This window comes from Pyxidicoccus fallax, assembly GCF_012933655.1.
Classification (GTDB): domain Bacteria; phylum Myxococcota; class Myxococcia; order Myxococcales; family Myxococcaceae; genus Myxococcus; species Myxococcus fallax.
In genome coordinates, this window is the sequence record NZ_JABBJJ010000012.1 from 25,709 (window position 1) to 48,120 (window position 22,412).

Here is a 22,412-nt window from a genome sequence, read left to right on the forward strand (position 1 = left end):
CGGCCTCAGCCCCTCGGCAAGAGCAGGCTGAACGTCGAGCCGTGGCCGGGCCGGGACACCGCGGACAGCGCGCCTCCATGCAGGCGCGCCAGCTCCGATGCCACGTGCAGCCCCAGGCCGGCGATGCCCGCCGGCCCCGACTGGAATGGCGTGAAGAGCCGGGGAACCTCCTCCTCCGGGAAGCCCGGCCCCACGTCCTTCACCTGCACCGTCACCAGCGAGCGCGAGGCCTGCATCTCCACCTTCACCTCGCCCCGGCCGCCGTTCTGGCTCACCGCGTTCGCCAGCAGCACGTCGAAAATCTGACGGACGCGCTCCGGGTCGAACCGCACGGACACCGGCTCCGACGGCGCCACCAGCGCCACCGGCGCCCGCACCTTCCAGGACGTCACCGCGTCCCGCAGGTGCTGCGCCAGGTCCGCCTCCACCGGCTGGAGCGCCAGCCCCCCCGCCGCCAGCCGCGCCACGTCCTTCAGGTTGCGGCCCAGCGCCTCCAGCGACTGGAGCTGCGCCTCCAGCGACGACAGCGCCGAGCGGTCCACCGCCGGTGCCGCCTCCAGCCGCTTGAGCTGCTCGCGCGCCGTGTCCACCGGGCCCTGGAGCGTCTGCGCCACCCACTGGCCCAGCACCTCCACCGGGGAGTCCGTGTTCACCGTCCGCGGCGCCGGCGCGGCGGCCAGCGACTGGCGGATGACCGACTCGAAGTCGGTGATTTCGAAGGGCTTGTGCAGGAAGGCCGAGGCCTCCGGCGCCCCCTGCGGCAGCACGGCGCTCAGCAGGATGATGGGCACGTCCTTGAGCTGCTCCTCCTGCTTCAGGCGGCGGCACAGCTCCACGCCGCTCAGGCGCGGCATCATGTGGTCCGTCACCACCAGCTGTGGCCGGCGCGCGCGGGCGAGCCCCAGCGCCTCCTCGCCGTCACGGGCCCTCAGGACGTCGTGGCCCAGGTCTTCCACCACCTGGCTGAGAACCTCCAACACCGCTGGTTCGTCGTCCGCGACCAGGACGAGACTCATGCTTCCACTCCCTCGGCTTCAGCGCGCGGCCTGTCACCGCGCGCCGCCAGGATAACGACCCACCCCCACGGCATACCGTCACCGCTGGGCAGGCACGCATCCCGGAGATGCACTCGTTCACGGATGAGCGGACTGATCTATGAAGAGCGGCGTACCGTCACCAGGGCCCGCCGGGTTGCTTGCGGCGTTCCCGACAGTCGGGGTGTCCTTCACCCGACATTTCCTGGTGGCGCATGGAGGGTTGGCATGAAGGCTGGAGTCATGAAGTGGAGCCTGCTGATGGTGGCGTTGCTGGCCTCGGGCCCGGCGAGCGCGGACCTGGCCCGGCGCCGGGACGCCATCGTCGAGGTCGTCCAGAAGGTCTCCCCCGCCGTCGTCTACATCGGCACCGAGCAGGAGGTGGAGTCGCGCTTCCGCGGCCGGCGCTCGCCGCTGGAGGAGTTCTTCGGCGGCTTCGGCGGGAACGAGGAGCGGCGCGAAAAGATTGAAGGCTTGGGCAGCGGCGCCATCATCGACCCGTCCGGCATCATCGTGACCAATGACCACGTCATCCGCGGCGCCTCCGCCATCCACGTGGTGCTGGCGGATGGGCGCTCGCTCGAGGCGGAGGTCATCGGCAGCGACGCGGCGAACGACCTGGCCGTCCTCAAGGTCAACGCGAAGGCGCCGCTGCCGGTGGCGAAGCTGGGCACCAGCTCGGACCTGATGATTGGCGAGACGGTGGTGGCCATCGGCAGCCCGTTCGGCCTGAGCAAGACGGTGACGGCGGGCGTGGTGTCCGCCGTGGGCCGCACCTTCCGCGCGGACGGGCGCGTGTACAACGACTTCGTCCAGACGGACGCGGCCATCAACCCCGGCAACTCGGGCGGCCCGCTGCTCAACGTGGACGGGGAAATCATCGGCATCAACACCGCCATCTTCGGCGGCGGCGCGCAGGGCATCGGCTTCGCGATTCCCGCGGACAAGGTGCGCCGCATCGTCGACGAGCTGACCCGCTTCGGGAAGGTGCGCCCCGCCTGGGTGGGCATCGACGCGATGGACCTGTCGCCCCGCGTGGCCCGGCAGCTCGGGTGGGACCGCTCCTACGGCGCGCTCGTGACGGCGGTGGAGCCCGACAGCCCCGCGGAGAAGGCCGGCGTGAAGCGCGGAGACGTGGTGGCCGAATTGGGCGGCTCGCGCATCGAGGATGCCGAGGACTTCGACACCCGCGTGCGCGGCTACCCCGCCCGCTCCTCCTTCCCCCTGGTCCTCTTCCGCGAGGGCGGAATGCGTACCGTTCAGGTCACGCCGGTGGAGTTCCCCGCTCGCATGGTCGAGGGGCTGGCGTGGGAGCGGCTCGGACTGAGAGTGAAGGACGGACGGGGGGCGCTGATCATCTCGGGCGTGCGCCCGGGCTCGGTGGCGGCCGAGGTGGGGCTGGAGCCGGGAGACGCCATCCTGCGGGTGAACAACCAGCCGGTGACCACGGCGGAGGCGTTCCGGGAGGCGCTGCTGACGGCGCGACGCGGACGGAGCGTGTTGCTCCTGGTCCGGCGCGGACGGTACGGCTACCACATCACCCTGCCCTTCGAGCAGGACGCGGGACAGCGCCTCTAGAACAAAAGGCGCAATCGCGGCGGGCCCGGATTTCTGGGCCCGCGCGAGTCGCACTAGCATGGGGGGTATGAGTTCGGTCCGTTACCAGTCCCTCAGCCCCCTGGGCGCTGGCGAAGGCTCGCGTGCCTTCCTTGGCCTCGCCCTGGAGGACGGCGCGCCCCCCCGCCCCGTGGTGCTCATCTGGGCGCCGCAGGAGATTGTCCAGAACCCGGAGATGACGGCGAAGCTGACGCGCGAGACAGCGCGTGCGCTCGTCTTCGAGCACCCCAACATCCTCCGCGTCCACGGCCTGGCCGCGCAGGACGGCGGGCTGGCTCGCGTCACCGAGTTCGCCGATGGCGAGCCGCTGCGCCGCCTGTTGGAAGTGCATCCGCGCCTGCCGCCGCAGTTCGCCGCGTTGGTCATCGCCGACGCGGCCATGGGCCTGCACTACGCGCACATGGCCGGCAATGACGACGGCACGCCGCTGGTGCACGGAGACGTCCGGCCCGAGACGCTGATGATCTCCTTCGGCGGCGTCACGAAGGTGACGGGCTACGGCGCGCTCGGCGTGGCTCCGCGCGAGCGTGACGGCAAGCGCGTGAAGAACCGCCGCAAGTACAGCGCTCCGGAGCAGTTGCTGGGTGGACGCGAGGCCGTCAACGTCCAGTCCGACGTGTTCCTGCTGGGGCTCGTGCTGCACGAGGCGCTGTCCGGGAAGATGCCGTTCAAGGAGACGGCGGACCCGGACAAGGCGGTGCTCAACCGCTCGCTGCCGCCGCTGCCGCAGGACGTGCCGCTGAAGATCGACGCGGTGGTGCGCAAGGCGACCACGAAGCGCGCGTATGACCGGTACACGTCGGCGCTCGCGTTCCGTGAGGCGCTGGTCGAGGCCGTGGGCACGCTGCCCACGCATGCGCAGTTCGCGGAGTTCATCGCCAAGGCCTTCCCTCCCGAGAGCGAGGCGCGGGCGTCGCGGCGGCGCATCATCGAGGCGGGTATCGCGGACGTGCTGCAGAAGGCCGGCGTGTCGCCTCCGATCGTGGCCGAGTTCCTTGCTCGCGGCGTGCTGCCAGCCGGCGCGCTGCCGGCGAAGTGGCCGGAGCTTGCGGGACAGCTCGCCGTGTCGGGCCCGGTGAACATGGGCGGCGGCATGGTGGTGGAGGTGCCTTCCGCCAACGTCGCGCCGACGACGGGCTCGCACGCGCAGGTGGCTCCGGCTGCCGCGGCTCAGGGGCCCGCGAGTGGGTCTCATGCGCAGGTGCCGGCGGCTGCATCGCAGGGCCCGGCCAGTGGGTCTCACGCGCAGGTAGCGGCTTCGGCTCAGGGGCCGGCCAGTGGGTCGCACGCGCAGGTGCCGGCGGCTTCCTCTCAGGGGCCTGTGACCGGGTCTCATGCACAGGTGCCTGCTTCGGCACAGGGCCCGGCCAGCGGGTCTCATGCGCAGGTTCCGGCGGCTTCGCAGGGTCCGGCCAGCGGGTCTCATGCGCAGGTGCCGGCGGTGGCTTCGCAGGGCCTGGCCAGCGAGCCGGCGGCGACGCAGTCCCCTGCTGCCGGTGCGCCGGCCCCGATTCCGGTGCCTCCTTCGGCGCAGAAGCCTTCGCGTGCCTGGGTGGGGCTGGTGGTCGCGGGCCTCGTGCTGACGCTCGGCGCGGCGGCCGTGGTGCTCAAGCGGCTGCCTTCCAACATCGAGGCCGAGGTCGATGCGGGTGACCCGCTGGCGGCCGTCACGCCCTCGGACGCTCTCGCCGACGCGGGGACGGATGCGGGCATCCAGTTCGTGAAGGCCGACACGGGCATCCTGGACCTCACGGTGGAGCCTCGCGTGGAGGCGTCGGTGCCGGGGACGTACCTCGGACGCACGCCGCTGTCGGCCACCCTGCCCGCGGGCAAGCATGTGCTGACGCTCAGCAATCCGGTGCTCGGCATCCAGGTGACTCGGAACATCACGGTGCCGGTGGGTGGGCGGACCGCGCAGCAGATCTTCCTCAACAAGGGCTTCGCCACCGTGCGCGCGCCCGAGGGTGCCATCGTCACCATCGACGGCCGCCTCGTGGGAGCCGCTCCCGTCGAGGAGCTGGACCTGTACGAGGGCACGCACCAGCTCCTCGTCGTGGTGAACAACGCGCGCTGGACGCGGACCTTCAAGATCGAGCCCGGTCAGCGCGTCAACTTCGACGTCGAGTTCGAGCAGCCGCCCGAGGCGGAGTGAGCCCGCTGGAGCCCCGCGCCGTCCGTCCGAGGCGCGGGGTCAGTTCCGCAGCAGCAGCGCGAGGAGCCTCTCGGCGTCCACGGGCCGGGTCAGCCAGGCGCTCGCGCCCGCCGCGAGGCACTTCTCGCCGTCCTCCTTCCTCGCGTTGGCCGTGACGGCGATGATGAGCAGCTCGGTGAAGCGCGGGTCCTGACGGATGGCGCGCATCGCCTCGTAGCCGTCCATCTCCGGCCGCACCAGGTCCATGAGGACGGCGTCCACATCCGGGTGCGCGTTCAGCGTCGCGACGCCCTCCCGGCCGTTCTCCGCGTGCAGCACCTCCAGGCCCCTTCCCTCCAGGACGCTGGTCAGGGTGAACGCGGTGCGGATGTCGTCCTCCACCACGAGCACCTTGCGCCCGATGGGCTTCGTGGACTTCGTGGCCACCCCCGGTTCCACACCGGCGAGGAACGGGGGAGCACCGGGGCGCTCGGGCGGAGGGGCCGCGACAGTGACACCCGACGCCCCACTCGCGAGGCCCGAGGTGTGGCCCTGTCCGGGTGAGGACGCCGAGCCGGTGACGCCGGGGGAAGTCCGCGCTTGCGCGGGCGGTGTCTCCACGGTGCCCCGTATCAGCGGCACCGTCGTCATGGGTGGCTCGGAGTTGACGACCGCGGCGCTCACGCTCGCGCCCACCATGCCGCTCGGGCCGGCGTACGTCCTCGGCAGGTAGAGCGTGAAGGTGCTGCCCTTCCCTGGATGGCTCTCCACGCGAAGCTCTCCGCCGAGAAGGCGTGTGAGCTCGCGGCTGATGGACAGGCCCAGGCCGGTGCCACCGTACTTGCGGGTGGTGCTTCCGTCCGCCTGCTGGAAGGCCTCGAAGATGAGGTGCTGCTTGTCCTTCGGAATGCCGATGCCGCTGTCCATCACGCGGAAGGCGACCACGGTATCGGCCTGCTGGAGCACCTCGCTGTCGAAGCGAAGGCCCGCGTCCCGCACCGGGGCGACGTGCAGCTCCACGCGGCCCGTGTCGGTGAACTTGAAGGCATTGGACAACAGGTTCTTGAGCACCTGCTGCAGGCGCATCGGGTCGGTGCGCATCGGGGGCAGGTCCTCGGCGAGCGCGACGCTGAAGCCCAGGCGCTTCTGCTCGGCCATGTGCCGGAAGGTCCGCTCGACGTAGGTCTTCACGTCCGCGAACGACACGTCGCTCGGCTCCACCCGCATCTTCCCGGCCTCCACCTTGGACAGGTCGAGGATGTCGTTGATGAGGTCGAGCAGGTCAGAGCCCGAGGCGTAGATGGTCTTCGCGTAGTCCACCTCCTTGGGGCTCAGGTGGCGGTCCTTGTTCTCGGAGAGGACCCTCGCGAGGATGAGCAGGCTGTTGAGCGGCGTGCGCAGCTCATGGCTCACGTTGGCGAGGAACTCGCTCTTGTACCGGGACGCGAGCGCGAGCTTCTCCGTGAAGTTCACGTTGTCGTTGAGGTCCTTCCACAGGCCCGACATGCCCTGGGAGTCGGGCTGCTCTTCGGCTCTGACCTCCGGTGCCACCTCCTTCGCGACGCGCGTCACTTCGTCGGCGAAGGACTGGAGCTGATCCACCATCGTGTTGATGGTGTGCTTCAGCACGAGCGGCTCGCCGCGCACGTCCACGGTGACCTTCTCGGAGAGGTCGCCCCGGGCCACGGCCTCGCTCACTCGGGCCAGGTTGCGCACCTGCGCGGTGAGGCTCGCGGCGAGCGCGTTCACGCTGTCGCCCAGGTCCTTCCAGAGGCCGGTCAGGCCCTTCACATCGACCTGTCCGCCCAGTCGTCCGTCGACGCCCACCTCCCGGGCGACGCGAATCACCTCGCTGAGGAATGCGGAGTGCCGGGCATTGCGCTCGGCTCCTGTGTTGAAGGTCTCCGCGAGCCGGTCCAGGAGCGGATGTGTGCCGTACACCGGGACACGGTGGCTGAAGTCTCCCTGGTTGGCGGCCTCCATCGCGGCGAGCAGGGCGCGGAGCTGCGCGTCCTGGCTCGGCGTCTCACGGTTGCCATGGTCGTTCACGGGAGCTCCTGGTGCGCCTCGAGGCGAGGACCGGACACTCCCGGAATGTACTCAGCGCGGATGTGAAGGAAGAGTGGGCCTGTGCAGCAAGGTCATCTGCTGCACGAGCCCTTTCGCGTATTCCACATGCATCGCAAGATTCGCTTCATCCCGGCGCCGCCAGTGCGCCCCGCTCGGCCTCACGCGCTCTTGCGGCGCCGCATCATCGCCTCGTACGAGCGGCCCACGCTCTGCGAGAGGATGAGCAGCTCGCCCACGTCCGGCGGCGTGAGCTGGTCGGGTCCGTTGTCCACGTACAGCAGGTGCACCACCTTGCCGCGCACCAGCAGCGGCAGGATGACCGCCGTCGTCGGGAAGCCGCCGCCCAGCAGCTTGTAGAACACCGCCATCGCCGCATCCCGCTTCACCGGGCCGATGTAGTGCGAGCGCGTGTCCCGCACCAACCGGAAGGTGCTCTGCTCGCGCAGCGCCACGCCGATGCGGCGCACCGCCGCCTCGCGCACGCTCGCGCCCATGCCGTGCCAGCCCGTTACCAGGCTGCCCTGCACCGACAGCAGCAGGCTCCGCTTCCACTTGCCCAGCGCGAAGCGCAGCACCGTGTGCGCCACGTCCTCGCGGTCCGAGCTGCGTGCCAGCTCCGCCTGCGCCTCCGCGAATGTCAGCGGCGTCGGCGGCGGCGCCGGAGGCTGCTGCACCGGCACCTGCGCCGCCGGAGGCACCACCGCCGGTCCCGCCGCCATCGGTGCCAGCGGACGCTGCGGATGGGCCATCGGAGGCACGGCCACCGGAGGCACGGCCACCGGCCGCTGCGGCTGCGTCGTCGGAGGCGGCGTCATCGGGAACGGCTGCGTCGGCACCACCGGAGTCGCCACCGGGCGCTGCGGGTGGGCCACCGGAGGCGCCACGGGCTCGGGCACGGGCTCCACCACCTCCACGCCGGTGATGACCTCCTCCTCGCCCATGTCGCCTTCGTAGTCCGCGCCCCCTCGCAGCGCCTGCGCGTAGACGGACTGGAACTCCTCCTCGCTCATCAGGTCCGGCGCCTTCTCGGTCGCCTTCGCCAGCTCCGGCGAGCCCGGCGCGGGCCTCGGCCGGATGGCGTTCATGTCGATGGCGCGCAGCGGCCGGAACGCCTTGCAGTGGCGGCGCAGCAACTGGTTCATCCGGAACTCGGGGATGACCACCGGCACCACCCGCTTGCCCGTCTTGAAGGCAATCGCGTCCAGCGTCTCGAAGTCGTGCGGGTTGACGACCGCGAGGCTCAGCCGCGTCGCGTCCACCCGCATGGGCACGTACTCCTTGTCGTCCGCGTGGTTCGACGACACCATCGCCACCGCCTTCGGGTCCGGCACCAGCTCGCCGGACGCGTACGCGGTGTTGTGCAGTTGACCGAGCGCCTTCGCCAGGTCCTGCTCCGACAAGAGCCCCAGCTCCACCAGGTTCGTCCCCAGCCGCCCGCCGTGCACCACCTGCGCCTCGAGTGCCTCCTCGAGTCCTTCCGCGGTGACGAGACCTTCCTTCAGGAGCAGTTCACCCAGGCGCATGGGCTCCGCTTGTAGCCGTGCCCCGTCCCGCTCCGCAAGCGCGCCCACACGCCGCGCGCGGCGGACCTAGTCCTCCGGGTGGTGGCTGAGCGCAATCCGGTTGCCCTCCGGGTCCCTCACATACACCGTCCACTTCGTCTCGTGCTCCAGGGGCACCCCCGCCCGGGCGAACGCCTCCACCGCCTTCGCCCGAGACGCCTTGGGAATCCGGAACGCCAGCATCAGCAGGCCCGGCCGCTCGTGCCGGAAGGGCAGCGCCTCCGGCGCCTCGCCCGCCGCCTCGATGGCCAGGAAGCCACCTCCTGGCACGCCTACCCAGATGCTCCGCAGGGAGCCGTCCGGCCTCAGGTGCCGGGTCAACTCGGGGAAGCCCAGCACCTCCCGGTAGAAGGCGGTCACCCGCTCGATATCCCTCGCCTGGATGGCCACATGGTGGAAGCCCTGAACGTCCATGGAGCGGATGCTATGGTCTGCGCGCCCATGGCGCGACTGCTCATCGTCGAAGACAACCACGAGCTGGCCTCCCTCATCGTTTCGGCCGCCCAGGGCCGGGGTCACGAGGCGCGGGCCGCTCATACCGGCGAGTCCGCCCTGGAGGCGCTCGGCCCCGGCTCCAAGTGGGACGCCGCCCTGGTGGACCTGCTGCTGCCCGACATCCGCGGCAGCGAGGTGCTGGCCGCCCTGCGCGCCCACGGCGTCCCCTCCATCGCCGTCAGCGGCGTCTACAAGGGGGACCGCTTCGCCCAGGAGGCCGTCGAGGTCCACGGCGCCCGCGCCTTCTTCGCCAAGCCCTTCGAGCTGAACACCGTCCTCGAGGCCCTGGAGACCGCCGGCGGCGTCGCGCCCGTGCCCCGCTCCGCGCCCCCCGTCCCGGAGGCCCCGTCGTCCGACGTGCTGCTCGACGACGAGGAACTCATCGTGCTGGAGGAGCTCCTCCCCGAGTCCGGCAGTCCCAGTGACGCCGCCGACTCCATGCAGGCCGTCTCCGACACGGAGGCCCTGCCCATCACCGATGACGGCGAGCACGCCCTCCCCCTGCCCTTCGAGCACCGCCAGCGGGTGTGGAGCAGCGTCACCTCGATGGCCACGCCCGCGCGCGGCGCCCTGCCCGAGTGGTCGCTCGGCGGGGACCTCAAGGACACCTCCGTCCCCCGCCTGCTCAACGCGTACTACGAGGCGCGCCACCACGGAGAGCTGAAGCTCAAGCAGGGCTCCGTTCTCAAGGTCGTCTATTTCGAGGGCGGCCACATCGTCTACGCGGCCTCCAACCTGGCCCAGGAGCGCTTCGGCCGCTTCTGCGTCCGCCGGGGCGTGCTGAACGAGGCCCGCCTCGCGGAGGTGGCCGCGTACGCGAAGGAGCACGGCCTGCGCACCGGCGAGGCCCTGCTGCGCCTGGGCCTCATGGACGCCGCGCGGCGCCAGCAGCTCCTGGAGGAGCAGGTGAAGGAAATCCTCTGGTCCACCTTCACGTGGACGGAGGGCCACTACGGCTTCAGCGCCATGCGGCCCCAGCGCGCGGACCTCGTGAAGCTGTCCGTCTTCCCCGGGGACCTGGTGCTGGAGGGCGTGGAGAAGACGGAGACGCTGGTGGCGCTGCGCCAGCGCATGCCGCCCTCGCGCCGCCTCTTCCCCACCGCGGACCCGCCCTATGGCCTGCACGAGCTGAAGCTCCAAGGGCCCCAGGCGCTGCTGCTCGCGTACGCGGACGGCAGCAAGACGGTGGAGGACCTGCTGGCCCTCACCGACCTGTCCGAGCGCCAGGCCCTGGCCACGCTGCGCGCGCTGGAGCTGCTCGGCGTGCTGGAGGAGCGGCCCGAGGCTCCGAGCCGCCGCCACCGCATCACCTTCGGACTCTGACGGCCCGCGCGCGCCTCAGCGCGCCGTCCCGCCCGCCAGCACGTCGTGGAGGTCGCCGGAGCGCAGCAGCACCGTGCAGCGCAGGCTTCCGAACTTGAGGGGCGCGCGGTCCGGAATGGGAAGCCCCTGTCCGGACGGCACCGGGCGGAAGCTCATGAAGGTGCCGTTGAGGCTGCCGGCATCCGCCAGCCACCACTGCCCCGCCTTGAGGGTGAAGCGCGCGTGGAGCTTGGACACGGACGCGTGCTGCAGGACGACGTCGTTGTCCCGCGAGCGCCCCACCGTGAGGCCGTCTTCCAGGGGATGCCCCGGCCGCTCGCGCAGCGGGAGGAAGGAGATGCTGCCGGAGCGGAGGCTCAGCAGCGGCCGCTGCCCACCGCCCAGGATGCCCAGCTCCGAGCCGGCCACGGTGTGGAGGGTGAGGTCCTCCTCCCCCTCCTCCAGCCCGAGCACGAGCCAGGGGTGCGGATGCTGGCGCTCGAAGTCCTCTCGCGTGAGCGTGAGGCAGTAGTCCCGCAGCCACTTCCCCCCGACGGGGGTGGCTCCCTGGACACTGGAGGGCGAGGTCACCGCGGCAGGCCCCCGGCGCGCCCGCCCTGCCCGCCGACCCGGCGACGGCGCAGCAGCCGCGCCAGCGCCAGCAGCCCGAACGCGGCCGCCCCGGAGCCGCCGCCCGAGCAGCCGCAACTGGATGTGGAGGCCTCGGGAATGCTCCCGGACACGCGCACCCGGTTGAGGAACACCTCACCGGCGAAGCGCGGCGAGCCCAGCAGCGCGGGACGGATGACGTACGTCAGCGTGCCGGTGGCACCGGCCTCCAGCGCGATGCCCTCCACCTCGAAGCCGCCCTCCACCTCGCGCTCCACCACGGGCCGGCCGTCCAGCTTCACGCTGCCGCGGACCCACTCCACTCCCTCCACGCGCTCGCGGTGGACGAGGGTGCCCACGCGGCACGCCGAGGTGTTGCGCAGCCGCGCCACCACGCCCGCGAGCCCCGTCTCCGCGCCCACGACGGGCTCCGACTCGCGCGCCACGTCCACGAAGGGGGCCACGGTGATGGGGACCTCGTGGTCCGTCGACGCGGTCTTCCCGCTGCCCGCGTCCGCGGTGACTCGCAGGACGACGGACGCGCCGACGAGCGCCTCCAGCTCCGCGTCGCGCGTGGAGACGGTGACCTGCTCGCCGGACAGCGCGCCGTCCTCGAGCGCGGGCCCGCTCACCTGGGACCAGGAGAGGCTCACATCGCGGCACGCGTCGGCAGGGAACGTCTGCGTGAGCGTGGCCGTCGCGCCCTCGCCGCAGCGGGCCTCCAGCGCCCCGCCCTCCAGCGTGCCCAGCACGGGCTGACGCGCCTCCGTGAGCACGCGCGTCTCCGCCGTGCCTCCGTTGAGTTGCGTCCCGGTGCCCTCGTCGACGGTGAAGAGCTCGCCCCGGACCACGTACTCCCGGGCCGAGCACGTCGTCGGGAGGGTCGGCCTCCACGTCCCGGGCACGTCCACCACCGCTTCGTCCAGCGTCGCGCCGCTCGTGTCCCGCAGGGACATCCTCGCTCGCGGCCCGTACTGGGCCGGGCAGAGCAGCGACGTCCCGAGCTGGACGTCCACCGCCCCGTCCGCCGTGGGCGTCGCCGTGAGGTCCATCCGGGCGGCGGTGACGTCCTCCACCGGAGGCTCCACCGACACGAGGACCGTCGACTCGGGGCCCTCCTGCACGCCCCCGGCGGCGCTCTCGATGCGGTTGCGGGCGACGAACGTCAGGGGCGCGCGCGTGCACGCCGCCGCCTCCACCCGGAGCTGGTGGCTCACCACCGGCGAGTCCAGCGAGACGGCGGCGCCGCTCGCGTCCCTCACGGTGATGCCCGCGGGCAGCGCGCCGGGCTCGCGCAGCCGCCACACCGTCTCCACCGGGGGCAGTCCCGGCGTGCCGATGCACTCGTGCGCGCGGGCCTCGCGCACCACGTCCACGCCCGCGTTCGCATTCGAGGTCAGCAGCCGCACCTCGCCCTCTCCGAAGGGCGCGTTGGGCGCGCCCCAGGGCGCCACGGTCACGCTGAAGCTCGTGCTCGCGGACGGCTTGCCGCTCGCGCCCAGGTCGTCCAGGGCCTCCACGTCATACGTGTAGACGGCGCCTTGCGGCTGGCACAGGACCGCGGGAGGGGTGAACGTCGCCGTGCCGGTCTCCCCGGCAGTCTGGCTGGTGTCGAGCGCTGGCGCTCCGTTCCGGCCGGTCCACCGATAGCCCGCCGTCGGGCACAGCCCCGTTCCCGCGGGCGCAGGGGAGACAGGGACCGCCCTGAAGACCCTGGACGCGCCACCCGCGACAGTCGAGTCACTCGCGGGCGTCACCGCCGCTGGCGTGGCCGTTCCCCGCACGTTGCTGACGAGGATGTTCACGTTCGCGGACCGGACGTGGTCCGCCAGTCCGTCCGAGGCGTAGACGGTCAACACCCGTGCCTCGTCCTTGCAGACCTCGAGCGCGGTCACCTGCACGTCCAGCGCGTCCGGCTGGGCCGTGGTGATCACGCTCAGCTTCGGCTCGCCGACTTCCTGGACGGACACGCGGACCGCGTCGAGGTCCGCGTCGGTGGCGGAGGCCCTGAACCAAGAGCCCGTCTGCCCCTCGTCGAGTTCGAGGGGGGGCGTGCCCGCGTCAACCTCAACCTCCGGCGCGTGCGCGTTGTTGTAGATGATGACGTTCGAGCTGTCCGGGCGGGACAGCGCGATGACGCAGTAGGAGGAGTCCACGCAGGACACCTCCGTGTTGCCTGTCGGCGCGGGCGGGAAGTTCAGGCCCGCGAAGGCCCGGTGCACGCGCCACTCCGTGCCCGCATTCGCGGCGCTGTCGGCGGGCACGGCGCCCAGCACGACGAGGTCCTCCGAGGGAGTCAGCCCCACCGCAAGTCCGAAGCCCTCGCCGCGGAGGTCTCCCTTCCCCGTGTTGACGTCCACGCCCAGGATGGCGACAGGCTCGGGGGGCTCCACCGTCACGGGCTCGAAGGTCGTCCCCGACGGGGCGAGCCGCGCCCGGAAGAGCCCGTCGAAGTTGCCCACCAGCGCGGTGGGGTACGGCTCCTCTCCCGCGAACAGGTCCACCGTCACCGGAGGTCGGATGGACAGCGTCGGAGGAATCGAAAACCGCGCCTGCTCCTGGTCCCGCCTGTACCAGATGAGGTCCGTGGTGGGGTCGCTCGCGATGCCGAAGAGGGCATGGGGAACGCCGCCATCCATCTCCACCACGCCCAGGGCGGACGTGGGCTCCATCTGTCCGCTCCCCCGCAGCAGGGGTGTCCACGGTGTGTCTCCCAGGACCCCGTTCGGCGACGTCAGCAGCAGGAGCTTGGACGACGTGGTCGCGACCGCGGCATAGCCCGTGCCGGAAGCGGTGTGCTTCACCCGCTTCACACCGGTGGTGTCGTCGTTGGGATGCGGCGGAACGATGTTGGCGCGTGTCGGAAGACGGCAGTTGTCCTTGCTGACGATTTCACCGAGCTGCTTCACCGCGATGAAGCAGTTGGCGGGTGACAGGAAGGTTCCTACCGCGTCGTTTTCTCCAAGGGAGTCGGGCGGGTCGGCGTACAGCTCGACCGAGGACCCGGCCACCGAGAAGACACCGGGACGCCAGACCTCCAGCGCCCGGGGCGTCCCGGGGAAGCCCAGCACATCCCGCTCGGCGGACGCCGAGGTGGCCAGGCCCAGGCAGAGGCTGAAGACGATGGCGGCGCGCACGGCTTGCTCCTAGTAGGCCACTTCGGCTCGCAGGTAGAGCCGGTCCTGATTCTCCGTCGAGTCGTCCGTCAGCCCCAAGCCGCTGAAGCCCAGGAGTGTGTACCCGGCGGCAAGACGCAGACGCTCATCCACACGGTATGCCACCTCCGCCCTCACGGCGGTCAGCCGCTCGCCCTCCGGCGAGGCGGTGCGCCGCGCCAGCTCGGCTCCCACCTCCAGTCCGCCCACCACCCGCACCGCCGGGCGTACCGAGCCCGTCCACACCCAGCGCACCGAGTCCTCCAGGCTGGAGCGGCCCGCGTGCAGCCCCGCAGCCACGGACAGTCGGTCTCCCAGCCGCACCGCCGGCAGCAGCGAGAAGACGTGCAGCGCCCTGTCACCGAAAGCGGCGCGCGTCCCGGGCCGCAGCTCGCGGGTGACGCCGTAGCGCGCCACGACCAGCCAGGGCCCCGGCCGCCAGGCCACCGCCGCGTAGCCCTCCAGCAGCCGGGCCTCCAGCGCCCGCGCGTCGGCGGTGCGCGCGAAGTCCACGCGGCCGGACGCCGTCACGTCCTCGCGAAGCTCCGCCTGCGCGGCCAGCGCCACCACCGCCTGCACCCGGTCCACCGGCGTCCTGGCTCCGCGCTCTGGAATGCCCTCCTCCTGGCGCAGCTCGACCCGGCCGTCCACCCGGAGGCGCTCCGTCACGAGCTGCCCGAAGACACCGGCCACGTCCCGCGTCAGCGCGCTGTCCACGTCCAGCAGGCTGCGCACGCCGCGCTCGTAGCGGGCGCCCACGCTGAAGCCGCCCGTCACCTGCTGCTGCAGGCCCACCGCGCGCGCCAGCCGCACCGCGTCCGTGTCGTGCGCGCCCACGTCCTCCACGAAGAGGGCGGTGCCGCTGTCGGGCAGCTCGGTGCGCGCGCCCGTCACCGTGCGGCCAGCGCCGAAGTCCGGCCCGTCCACGTCCACCGAGTAGCCGCCGTAGTACACGTCCTGCCCGCCGCGCGACTCCACGTTCGCCCACGCGCGCGGGCCCAGCTCCGGCCCCCAGCCGCCATGCACGCCCACGCGGGTGTCCCGCGTCACGTCCACGTCCACGCCCGCCGAGGTGAAGGTGTCGTCCACCCGGCCCAGGCCCTCGCCATGCAGCGCCAGCGCCTGCCGGTGCGCGGCCCGCAGCGCCACGCCCTCCCACAGCCGCAGCGAGCCGGCGAGCCCCGCCGACGTCCGGCCACCGTACAGCGTGGGGCTTCCGCCGGGGACTTCCGCCGCGCCCAGCCGCGAGTCGCGCAGCTCCAGGTACGCGCCCCAGCGCGTCTCTTCCCAGCCCACGCCCGCGGCCACGGTGCTCGCGGTGAAGCGCGTGTCCGCGAAGGGCTCGCGCGGGTCCGCCGAGCGCCGCTCATCCGCCAGCAGCGTCAGCCGCAGGCGCCCCAGCGGCTGGCGCACGCGCACGGACGTCTGCCGGAAGCGGGCCGCCTCCGTGTGAGCCCCGTCCGAGAAGCCCTTCGCGCGCAGCCGGAAGGCCGCGTCCACCGCGCCGCCCCGCAGCGGGCCCGGCCCGCGCACGCGCAGGCCCAGCGCCTCGCCGCCCGTGCCGAGCCCCGCTCCAGGCCGCAGGAAGCTGAGGCCTCCGTCGTCCGACACGCCGAAGAGGCCCGGCTCCACCGCCGTGCCCCGGCTGGAGGCCACCTCCGCCAGCAGCGTGTACGCGCCCACCTTCGCGCTCGCCCGGCCGGTGTAGAGCCGGTACGGCGCGCCCTCGCGGTCCTCGCGCACCGCGCCCACGCCCACGTGCGCGCCACCCCACTCGGCCCACACCTCGCCGCCCGCCGCGTCCCGGGCGTCCGCGGGCCGCAGCGCCGCGTAGTCCACCACCAGCACCGGCTCCGGCGCTTCCGTCGGCGAGCCCGTGCGCAGCCAGGACTCGCCCGCGAGGAAGGACAGCGGACGCGCCAGCAGGATGCGGCCGGAGAAGTAGTCGATGTCGTAGTCGCGCCCGCGCACCAGGTGGTGCTCGGCCAGCGGCAGGCCGGTGACGCCGTCACGCACCTCCAGGCGCACCAGCTCCGAGCCCTCCGCCACCGCCCCCGCGCCCAGGTAGTAGAGGCTGCCGCCGGTGGCGCGCAGCTCCTCGTGCGCGGGCACCGCGGCCAGCGGCCGGCTGGGGTCCGCGAGGCTCCCGCCGAAGACGTCCACGCCCGCGCGCGCCGCCGCGTCCGGCGTCCGCTCCGCCTCCAGGAGGTCCCGCTGCTCCCGGGGCGCCTCCGGCCCCGTCCGCAGCTCCGCGTAGGGGCCGAAGAGGGGCCGGTGGTAGCGGCCCACCTCGCGGTCCTGCATCAGCGCCCGGTAGCTGCCCAGGCCGGCGCGGCCGTACCGCTCGTGCCGGGCTTCCAGCCGCAGCCGTCCCTCCGGCGCGTTGGGCGTCAGCGACACCGAGTCGTCGCCCCACTCCGCGGGCGTGAGGTCCGGGTCCGCCCAGCGCTCGAAGCGCTCGGGCGCGCGAGGGCGCAGCCAGTCCGGCAGGCTGGCGCCATTCAGCGTGCGCCCGTCCGTGTCGCGCAGGTCCAGCTCGCCCTCCAGCTCGAAGTCGCCCAGCCGCAGCTCGGCGTGCGCGGAGCCCCGGCCGCGAAGCTGCACATCCCCGTCCGCGGGCGCCCAGGTGGCCTCCACGTCCAGCAGGCCCACCGCGAAGGGGCGCGCCGTCGCGGCGATTTCCAGCGTCTCTTCGCGCGGCGGCTCACCCGGTACCTCCAGGTGCAGCGGCACCGCGTTGGTGCCCGGCTCCAGCGCCACCGGCACCTCCACGTGCCCTTGCGGGCCCACCCTGCGCTCGCCTTCAGGCGTGCGCACCACCGTGCCCTCCGGCGCCGCCACGCGCACGCGGGTGGTGCCGCTCGGCGCCGCCTCGTCCCGCCCCACGGGAAGCTGGAGCGAGCCCGCGGGCTCCATCGGCCGGGGCGCCACCAGCCACCCGCCGTCGCGGGCCACCACGTCCACCCGCTGGCGGAACAGGCGCACCGCGCCGTCCGGAGCGGTGGCGGTGATGGCCAGCGAGTTCTCCCCGCCCACCAACGGGACGAGCGCGCGCCACGCGCCCTGGGCGTCCACCTCCGCCTGCACGCCCGACACGACGACGCGGTCTCCCGGCGCCGCCTGTCCGGCCACGAGGAAGCGCACCGCGCCTCCGCCCGCCGCCAGCTCCGCCACCGGTGGCGCCGACGCGTAGGAGAGCACCACCGGCGGCGCCTCCACCGCCACGTCGCGCACGGCGAAGTCCTGGAGGACGACGGCGCCCCACGGCACCTCCACCGTGGCGGCCTCCGGGCTCACCCGGCTGGCGGCCGGCAGCGAGCGCGGGTCCACCTTCAGCCGCTGGCGCCCCGGACGCAGGTGCAGCCCACCGGTGGCGTCCGGCACGCGCGCGTCCACGCCGTTGACGTGGTAGCGGCCCCGCGCGTCCGTGCGCGCCTCGCGGCCGGTGGAGAGCACCAGCCGCACGTCCGGCAGGCCCGGCTCGTCGGGGCCACACTGCCCGTTTCCATCCACGTCCCGGCACACCTGGCCGGCAATCGTGGAGGCCCGCGACGCGGTGTCCGAGGACAGCCCCTGCGCCGCCGCCCCCAGCGGGGACAGCGCCACGGCCACGAGCAGCGCCGCGCGCCTCATGGACGCACCTCGGCCACCGCCGTCACGCCCGTCCTCACGTCCGCCACGGACACACCCACCGGGCCGGCGGCCCGCACGGTGAAGGAGGTGCGCCCGTCGCGGACCTCCTCGTCCACGCGCTCGCCGCCGGACAGCGCCACGTGCACCTCGCGTCCCTCCAGCACCTGCCCGCGCGCGTCCTCCACCCAGTACGTCACGCGAGTTCCCTCCACCCGCAGCCGCACGTTGACGGGAACCTCCGGCGCCAGCCGCACCCGCTGCGACACGGCGTCCGGCACCAGCGACGCCTCCAGCGGGTACACCGGCCCGTCCACCCCGAGCACGTGCACCGTGCGCGTCAGCCCCGGCCACACCGCATGCGTCACCTCCAGCGTGCCGGGCCGCGGCGGGCCCAGTCGCACCGTGCCGTCCGCGCCCGTCTCCACCGGCTGGCCATTCACCCGCAGCGGCTGCGAGGGCACCGGCAGCCCCGCCAGGTCCGACACGCCCGCGTACAGCGCTCCGCCCTCCCGCCACACGGAGAGGCGCGCCGGCTCGCTGCCCGCGGGGCCCCAGGCGCGGGCCGACACCGTCACCTCCGCCGCGTCACCCGAGGGCGGCGGCGTCCAGGTGGTGGTGAAGGTGCCCGGCGGCGACTCCACCGGCGGCGAGAAGTCGCCCACCGGCGCCCGCAGCTCCACCGCCGCTCCGGGCCGCGGCCGGCCGAAGGCGTCCTGGGTCGTCACCTGCGCCCGGGTGCTGGAGCCGTGGTGCACCAGCGCGTCCGCCAGGGTGAAGCCCACTTCCGCCACCGGCCCCTGCACGAGCTGCAGCGCCAGCTCCTCACGTGAGCCGGTGCCCCGCTGCGGCCATGCCGCGTCGATGCGCTCGTCCGGAGCCAGCGCGCGGGGCGCGGTGTAGCGCCACTCCAGCAGGCCCCCTGGCGCGCGAGTGGGGCCGGTCAGCGTGCCGTGGCGCGCCTGCGCCGTCACCCGCGCGTCCTCGACGGGCCGGCCCAGCGGGTCGCTGGTGGCGCACACGAGCCGCGCCCGCGAGGCGCCATCCGCCGGCAGCCGCTGCGGCTGGAGCACGCACGCCAGCCCGTCGGTGGGCGGCAGCATCAGGTCGATGGGGATGCGCCGCACGTTGCCGGCCCGGTCCACCACGCGGCCCTCGCCCATGCGGTGGCCCGGCGGGACGATGATGGGCAGGCGGAAGCGGCCGTCCGGCCCCGCCGCCACCGGGCCGAACGACTGGCCCGCGATGCCGATGGAAATCTGCGCGTCCGGCTCGGTGGTGCCCGGCAGCGTCACCGACGCCGCCAGGGGGACCAGCACGCGACCATAGGCGCCCTGCGTGGACTGCGGGTGGGGCCACGCGGAGAACGCCACCAGGATGGCCACCTCCGGGAAGCGTGTGTCCGGCAGCACGTACCGGGCGCTGTAGGTGCCGGGCCCGGTCCGCTCCAGCCCCTCCACCCGGCCGGTGCTGACGCGCACCACCGGCGGCGCGCCGCTGTCGTCATCGGTGCCGTCCGGCCGCACGAGCCGCACGGTGAGCCGCGCCTCCTTGTCCCGGCCCTTCACCGGCGCGGGCGGCTCCAGCGCCAGCCGCACCTCCGTGGCCGGCGGCCCCAGCGGGTAGCGCGCCCGGGCCTCCAGCCCATCCACGCTGGCGCGCACCACCACGTCCCTCACGCCCGGACGCGGCACCACCACGAAGGTGCGCAGCGGCGGCTGCTCGGGGCCGTCCCGCAGGTCCGCGCCCTCGGCCACCACGGAGGCCGCGCCCACCGGCACCGGCGTGCCCGACGCATCCCTGCGCACCACCGCCACGGGAAAGCCTTCGGCCGCCACGGCGGACAAGGGCCCGAGAAGCTCGAGCGTGTCCGCCCAGGCCGGGGCGCACCACAGCAGCAGCAGTGAGAGGAGGAACCGGTTCAGGGGTCCTCAGTCTACAGGGCACGGCCCCCGCGCCGAAGTTCCTTCCGCGCGATCACCACCGCGCGCCGCGGACGCGCCAACCCCAGCGCCAGCACCATCATCCCCACCAGCGCCAGCGAGCCACCGCCAGTGCTGCTGCACCCTCCCGGCCCCGGGCCCACGTTCCGCCCCTCCGGGACGAAGGTCATGGATGACACCGCCTCCACTGGGGGAAACACGGGCGCCACGGGGGCGGGCTCCGACTCCTCGCAGACGGGCGGCGCGCCGTACATGCGGATGCGGTACGCGCTTCCGGGGTTTCCGGAGATGGTGGCCGTCAGGGTGTTGGTGCCGTTCTCACCGTCCATCACCACGCCCACGGCGATGAGCGCGTCATCGTCCTTGAAGTGGGAGGGGTTCACCTTCTCGTGCTCGTTGAGCCAGACGCGGCCGGAGGTGGCGCGCGGGGCCTCGTGGCCATTGTCCACGCACAGCACGCCCACGCCCGAGCCCTTGAAGTCGAGGGACACGCCGTTGGGGTTGCCGGTGGAGCGCACCACGCGCGTGGACGTCAGCAGCGGCCAGCCCTGCGGGTCCACGCACACGTCGATGGGCAGCCGCCCTTCCTTCGTGGGCGGCACGCACTGCGGCGCGTCCGGCAGGCGGAAGGTGAAGGAGTGCACGTTGAAGTCGCCGCTCTCCGCCGCCGTCCAGACGACGCGCACCGTGCCGTCCGGCTCCATGCTCAGGTCCGTGAGGTTCTCGTTCTCCGGCCCCTGCGTCAGCGCGTAGAGCGCCTGGGTCTCCATGTCGTGGAGGTAGATGTCGAAGTCGCCGCGGTCCGGGGCCCTGCGCTCGAAGGCCACCAGCGAGCCGCTGATGCTGGGGTTGGAGTCCGTGCCCGCCAGCTCCAGCCGCTGCTCGGCGCCGCCGCCCACCGGCTTCCAGTAGATGTCACGCTCCATGACGCCATCCACCATGCGCGTGCTGGCGTAGACCACCACCTGGCCGTTGGTGTCCGGCTGGGACTCCTCGCCCTCGGCGCCGGTGAGCGCCTGGGTGGCGAAGCCGCTCCCCGTCCACCGGGCCTCCCAGATGTCGCAGGACAGGCCCTGCGCGTCGCACTTGGCCCAGACCACCGTGCGCCCGTCGGGTGACACCGCCGGCGTGCGGTCCTGCAGGCCATCCGTCGTGAGCCGCGTCAGGATGTGCCGGTCCAGGTCGTACGCGGCGATCTCCGGCTGCAGCGTGTTGCCGGTGTAGCCGAAGTCCTGCCACGCCACCGTGCGGCCGCCAATCACCGCCGCCCGCCGGCTGCTGCCCGGCTCGGGGGCCACCTCCACCGGGGAGGATTCGGCGCCCACCTGGAACGTGTAGATGGCGCTGGCGGTGCTGACGCGGGTGAAGACCACCGTGTTCCCGCTCACGTCCGACACGAAGTCGAACGCGCCGTTGTTGGGGATGGCCGCGTCCGTGCCCGTGCGCAGGTCGTGGTAGCGAATCTCGCTCGTGCCGCGGGCCTCGTTCGTATAGGCCACCAGCGGCCCGCTGACGTGGGGGTCCGTCTGGTCTCCTGGCCCGGTATTGACGGCGCGGCGCGTGCCCGGGAGCGGGCCGCGGGCTTCCGGGACGATGGCGAAGGACAGCGCGGGGAAGAGCGACGCAACCAGGGCCAGTGTCCGCAGCATCGGCGACGACCTCCCGGAGACTCCGAGCGACGACCCACGCCCCGCACAAGGCACAGTGGGCCCGGAATATCCGGTGCTGGCTTCCCACGGCGGTCACGGCCGGCCGGACTTCAGGCCCCGCGGCTTTGCGCACCAGGACTTTCGTCCTGGATTGCCCTTGAACAGGAACGTCTGCGGAGGACTCTAGGAAGCTCGCTCGTCGGGGGTCAAGGCAAGCGGCCGGTTGACCGACAGGGCTCTACCGGGAAGCGTCGTTTGCTTGATTCCAGATGTCCTGCGTGTCCGTTTTCAGAGGGGGCGGCGTGGTGTCGACGACCACGTCCTGCCGTTCTCTTTGTTCAATACGCGCCACTCCGATGGCGCGGACATCCACGGTGTTCCGCCCCTCACGCAGCTTTACCTTGCGCTCGAAGTTGCCCTGGGCGTCCGGAGCGATGGCGACGCCGTCCACCTCCACGCGGCTGCCGGGCTCCGTCTGTCCACGCACGACGAGCTCGCGCTCGCGGCGGGTGCGCTCCGCGGGCCAGTCCACCTTGAGCAGCAGGCTGCTGGGCACCGCCGCGGGCTCGGAGGGCGCCTGACCCGGGCGGATGACGGACTGCTGCCCGGCGCGGACGATGACGACCTTGCCCTGCCCGAGCAGCGTCACCTCGCCCTCGCGCGTGCCCACCGCCACGGTGCCCTGGCCGTTGTTGCTCATGGTGAAGGCGCCGCTCTGCTCCAGCCGGGCCACCGCGTCCGCGTTGGACGCCTTCACCTCGATGGTGTGCCGCCGCCCGGGCCGCACGACGGCCGTCGCCATACCGTTGGAGAGCAGGATGCGGGACACCTCCTCCGTCAGCTCCTGCACGGAGATTTCGGTGCCGGGGTCCATGCGCACCTCCACGGCCTCGCCGCCGATGAGCATCGCGTACGAGCCGTCCTGCGTGCGCACCTTCTCGTTCTGCCGCAGCGAGGTGCCCACCTGCGCGAGACGCCAGGTGCCGTCCGAGTGCAGCACCTCCACCGTGCCGGACACCTCCGATATCTCCAGCTCCAGCGGCTTCTTCTCCACCGGGGCCTGGACGGCCACGGGCGGCGCGGGAGCGGGCGGCGGCGGAGGCGGCTCGCGAAGGAAGAGGAACCAGCCGGCCGGCAGCGCCGCGAGGATGAGCAGCAGGCCGACGAGGAAGGGCGTCTGACGCCGGGATGCGCTTGAGGCGGCCATGGACAGCC

The 22,412-nt window shown here is 73.0% G+C and carries 13 protein-coding genes; 3 read left to right on the plus strand and 10 right to left on the minus strand.

Annotated features, from left to right (window positions below; genetic code table 11):
• Nucleotides 1–5 precede the first annotated feature (5 nt).
• Nucleotides 6–1,016 carry an ATP-binding response regulator gene (locus tag HG543_RS04205; RefSeq protein WP_169343347.1) on the minus strand — a complete coding sequence of 337 codons (1,011 nt, stop codon included), beginning with the start codon at nucleotides 1,014–1,016 and terminating at the stop codon, nucleotides 6–8.
• Between the two features lie 246 nt (nucleotides 1,017–1,262).
• On the opposite strand from HG543_RS04205, the gene HG543_RS04210 reads away from it, so the two are divergent.
• Both HG543_RS04210 and HG543_RS04215 read left to right on the plus strand, forming a co-directional pair.
• Nucleotides 1,263–2,612 carry a trypsin-like peptidase domain-containing protein gene (locus HG543_RS04210; protein ID WP_169343348.1) on the plus strand — a complete coding sequence of 450 codons (1,350 nt, stop codon included), beginning with the start codon at nucleotides 1,263–1,265 and terminating at the stop codon, nucleotides 2,610–2,612.
• A gap of 67 nt (nucleotides 2,613–2,679) precedes the next feature.
• Nucleotides 2,680–4,803 carry a serine/threonine-protein kinase gene (locus HG543_RS04215; RefSeq protein ID WP_169343349.1) on the plus strand — a complete coding sequence of 708 codons (2,124 nt, stop codon included), beginning with the start codon at nucleotides 2,680–2,682 and terminating at the stop codon, nucleotides 4,801–4,803.
• Nucleotides 4,804–4,842: 39 nt separating this feature from the next.
• Here HG543_RS04215 and HG543_RS04220 read toward each other — a convergent pair whose 3' ends face one another.
• The 3 genes from HG543_RS04220 to HG543_RS04230 all read right to left on the minus strand — a co-directional run bounded on the left by HG543_RS04220 (nucleotide 4,843) and on the right by HG543_RS04230 (nucleotide 8,828).
• Complete coding sequence (locus HG543_RS04220) at nucleotides 4,843–6,831, minus strand: ATP-binding protein (protein ID WP_169343350.1); 1,989 nt, start codon at nucleotides 6,829–6,831, stop codon at nucleotides 4,843–4,845.
• 179 nt (nucleotides 6,832–7,010) lie between these two features.
• Complete coding sequence (locus HG543_RS04225) at nucleotides 7,011–8,375, minus strand: GspE/PulE/PilB domain-containing protein (protein ID WP_169343351.1); 1,365 nt, start codon at nucleotides 8,373–8,375, stop codon at nucleotides 7,011–7,013.
• Between the two features lie 66 nt (nucleotides 8,376–8,441).
• Nucleotides 8,442–8,828 (minus strand): VOC family protein, encoded by a 387-nt coding sequence (locus HG543_RS04230; RefSeq protein ID WP_169343352.1) that lies wholly within the window; start codon nucleotides 8,826–8,828, stop codon nucleotides 8,442–8,444.
• A gap of 12 nt (nucleotides 8,829–8,840) precedes the next feature.
• Between HG543_RS04230 and HG543_RS04235 the strand changes: the two genes are divergently transcribed.
• The gene (locus tag HG543_RS04235; protein ID WP_169343353.1) at nucleotides 8,841–10,232 is read left to right on the plus strand and encodes a response regulator; all 1,392 of its coding nucleotides are present in this window, start codon (nucleotides 8,841–8,843) and stop codon (nucleotides 10,230–10,232) included.
• Between the two features lie 15 nt (nucleotides 10,233–10,247).
• Here the strand turns inward: HG543_RS04235 and HG543_RS04240 are convergent, their stop codons facing one another.
• From HG543_RS04240 to HG543_RS04265, 6 genes are all read right to left on the minus strand, one after another.
• Nucleotides 10,248–10,802 carry an FHA domain-containing protein gene (locus tag HG543_RS04240; RefSeq protein WP_169343354.1) on the minus strand — a complete coding sequence of 185 codons (555 nt, stop codon included), beginning with the start codon at nucleotides 10,800–10,802 and terminating at the stop codon, nucleotides 10,248–10,250.
• Complete coding sequence (locus HG543_RS04245; RefSeq protein WP_169343355.1) at nucleotides 10,799–13,957, minus strand: MYXO-CTERM sorting domain-containing protein; 3,159 nt, start codon at nucleotides 13,955–13,957, stop codon at nucleotides 10,799–10,801. The genes HG543_RS04240 and HG543_RS04245 overlap by 4 nt, the downstream gene beginning before the upstream one ends.
• A 9-nt stretch (nucleotides 13,958–13,966) precedes the next feature.
• A complete protein-coding gene (locus HG543_RS04250) occupies nucleotides 13,967–17,608 on the minus strand; it encodes a flagellar motor protein (protein ID WP_169343356.1) in 3,642 nt (1,213 codons plus the stop codon).
• Nucleotides 17,605–19,506, minus strand: coding sequence for a hypothetical protein (locus HG543_RS04255; protein ID WP_169343381.1), 1,902 nt, complete (start codon nucleotides 19,504–19,506; stop codon nucleotides 17,605–17,607). Before HG543_RS04255 ends, HG543_RS04250 begins: the two co-directional genes overlap by 4 nt.
• Before the next feature lie 35 nt (nucleotides 19,507–19,541).
• Nucleotides 19,542–21,197 (minus strand): TolB family protein, encoded by a 1,656-nt coding sequence (locus HG543_RS04260; protein ID WP_169343357.1) that lies wholly within the window; start codon nucleotides 21,195–21,197, stop codon nucleotides 19,542–19,544.
• Nucleotides 21,198–21,435: 238 nt separating this feature from the next.
• Entirely contained in the window at nucleotides 21,436–22,404 is a 969-nt protein-coding gene (locus HG543_RS04265) for a FecR domain-containing protein (RefSeq protein WP_169343358.1), read from the minus strand.
• Nucleotides 22,405–22,412: the final 8 nt, after the last annotated feature.

Excerpts from the sequence above, each read along its gene's own strand:
- HG543_RS04205 (WP_169343347.1), bottom strand. The coding sequence starts at position 1,016 with ATGAGTCTCGTCCTGGTCGCGGACGACGAACCAGCGGTGTTGGAGGTT.
- HG543_RS04210 (WP_169343348.1), top strand. The coding sequence starts at position 1,263 with ATGAAGGCTGGAGTCATGAAGTGGAGCCTGCTGATGGTGGCGTTGCTG.
- HG543_RS04215 (WP_169343349.1), top strand. The coding sequence starts at position 2,680 with ATGAGTTCGGTCCGTTACCAGTCCCTCAGCCCCCTGGGCGCTGGCGAA.
- HG543_RS04225 (WP_169343351.1), bottom strand. The coding sequence starts at position 8,375 with ATGCGCCTGGGTGAACTGCTCCTGAAGGAAGGTCTCGTCACCGCGGAA.
- HG543_RS04230 (WP_169343352.1), bottom strand. The coding sequence starts at position 8,828 with ATGGACGTTCAGGGCTTCCACCATGTGGCCATCCAGGCGAGGGATATC.
- HG543_RS04235 (WP_169343353.1), top strand. The coding sequence starts at position 8,841 with ATGGTCTGCGCGCCCATGGCGCGACTGCTCATCGTCGAAGACAACCAC.
- HG543_RS04250 (WP_169343356.1), bottom strand. The coding sequence starts at position 17,608 with ATGAGGCGCGCGGCGCTGCTCGTGGCCGTGGCGCTGTCCCCGCTGGGG.
- HG543_RS04260 (WP_169343357.1), bottom strand. The coding sequence starts at position 21,197 with ATGCTGCGGACACTGGCCCTGGTTGCGTCGCTCTTCCCCGCGCTGTCC.
- HG543_RS04265 (WP_169343358.1), bottom strand. The coding sequence starts at position 22,404 with ATGGCCGCCTCAAGCGCATCCCGGCGTCAGACGCCCTTCCTCGTCGGC.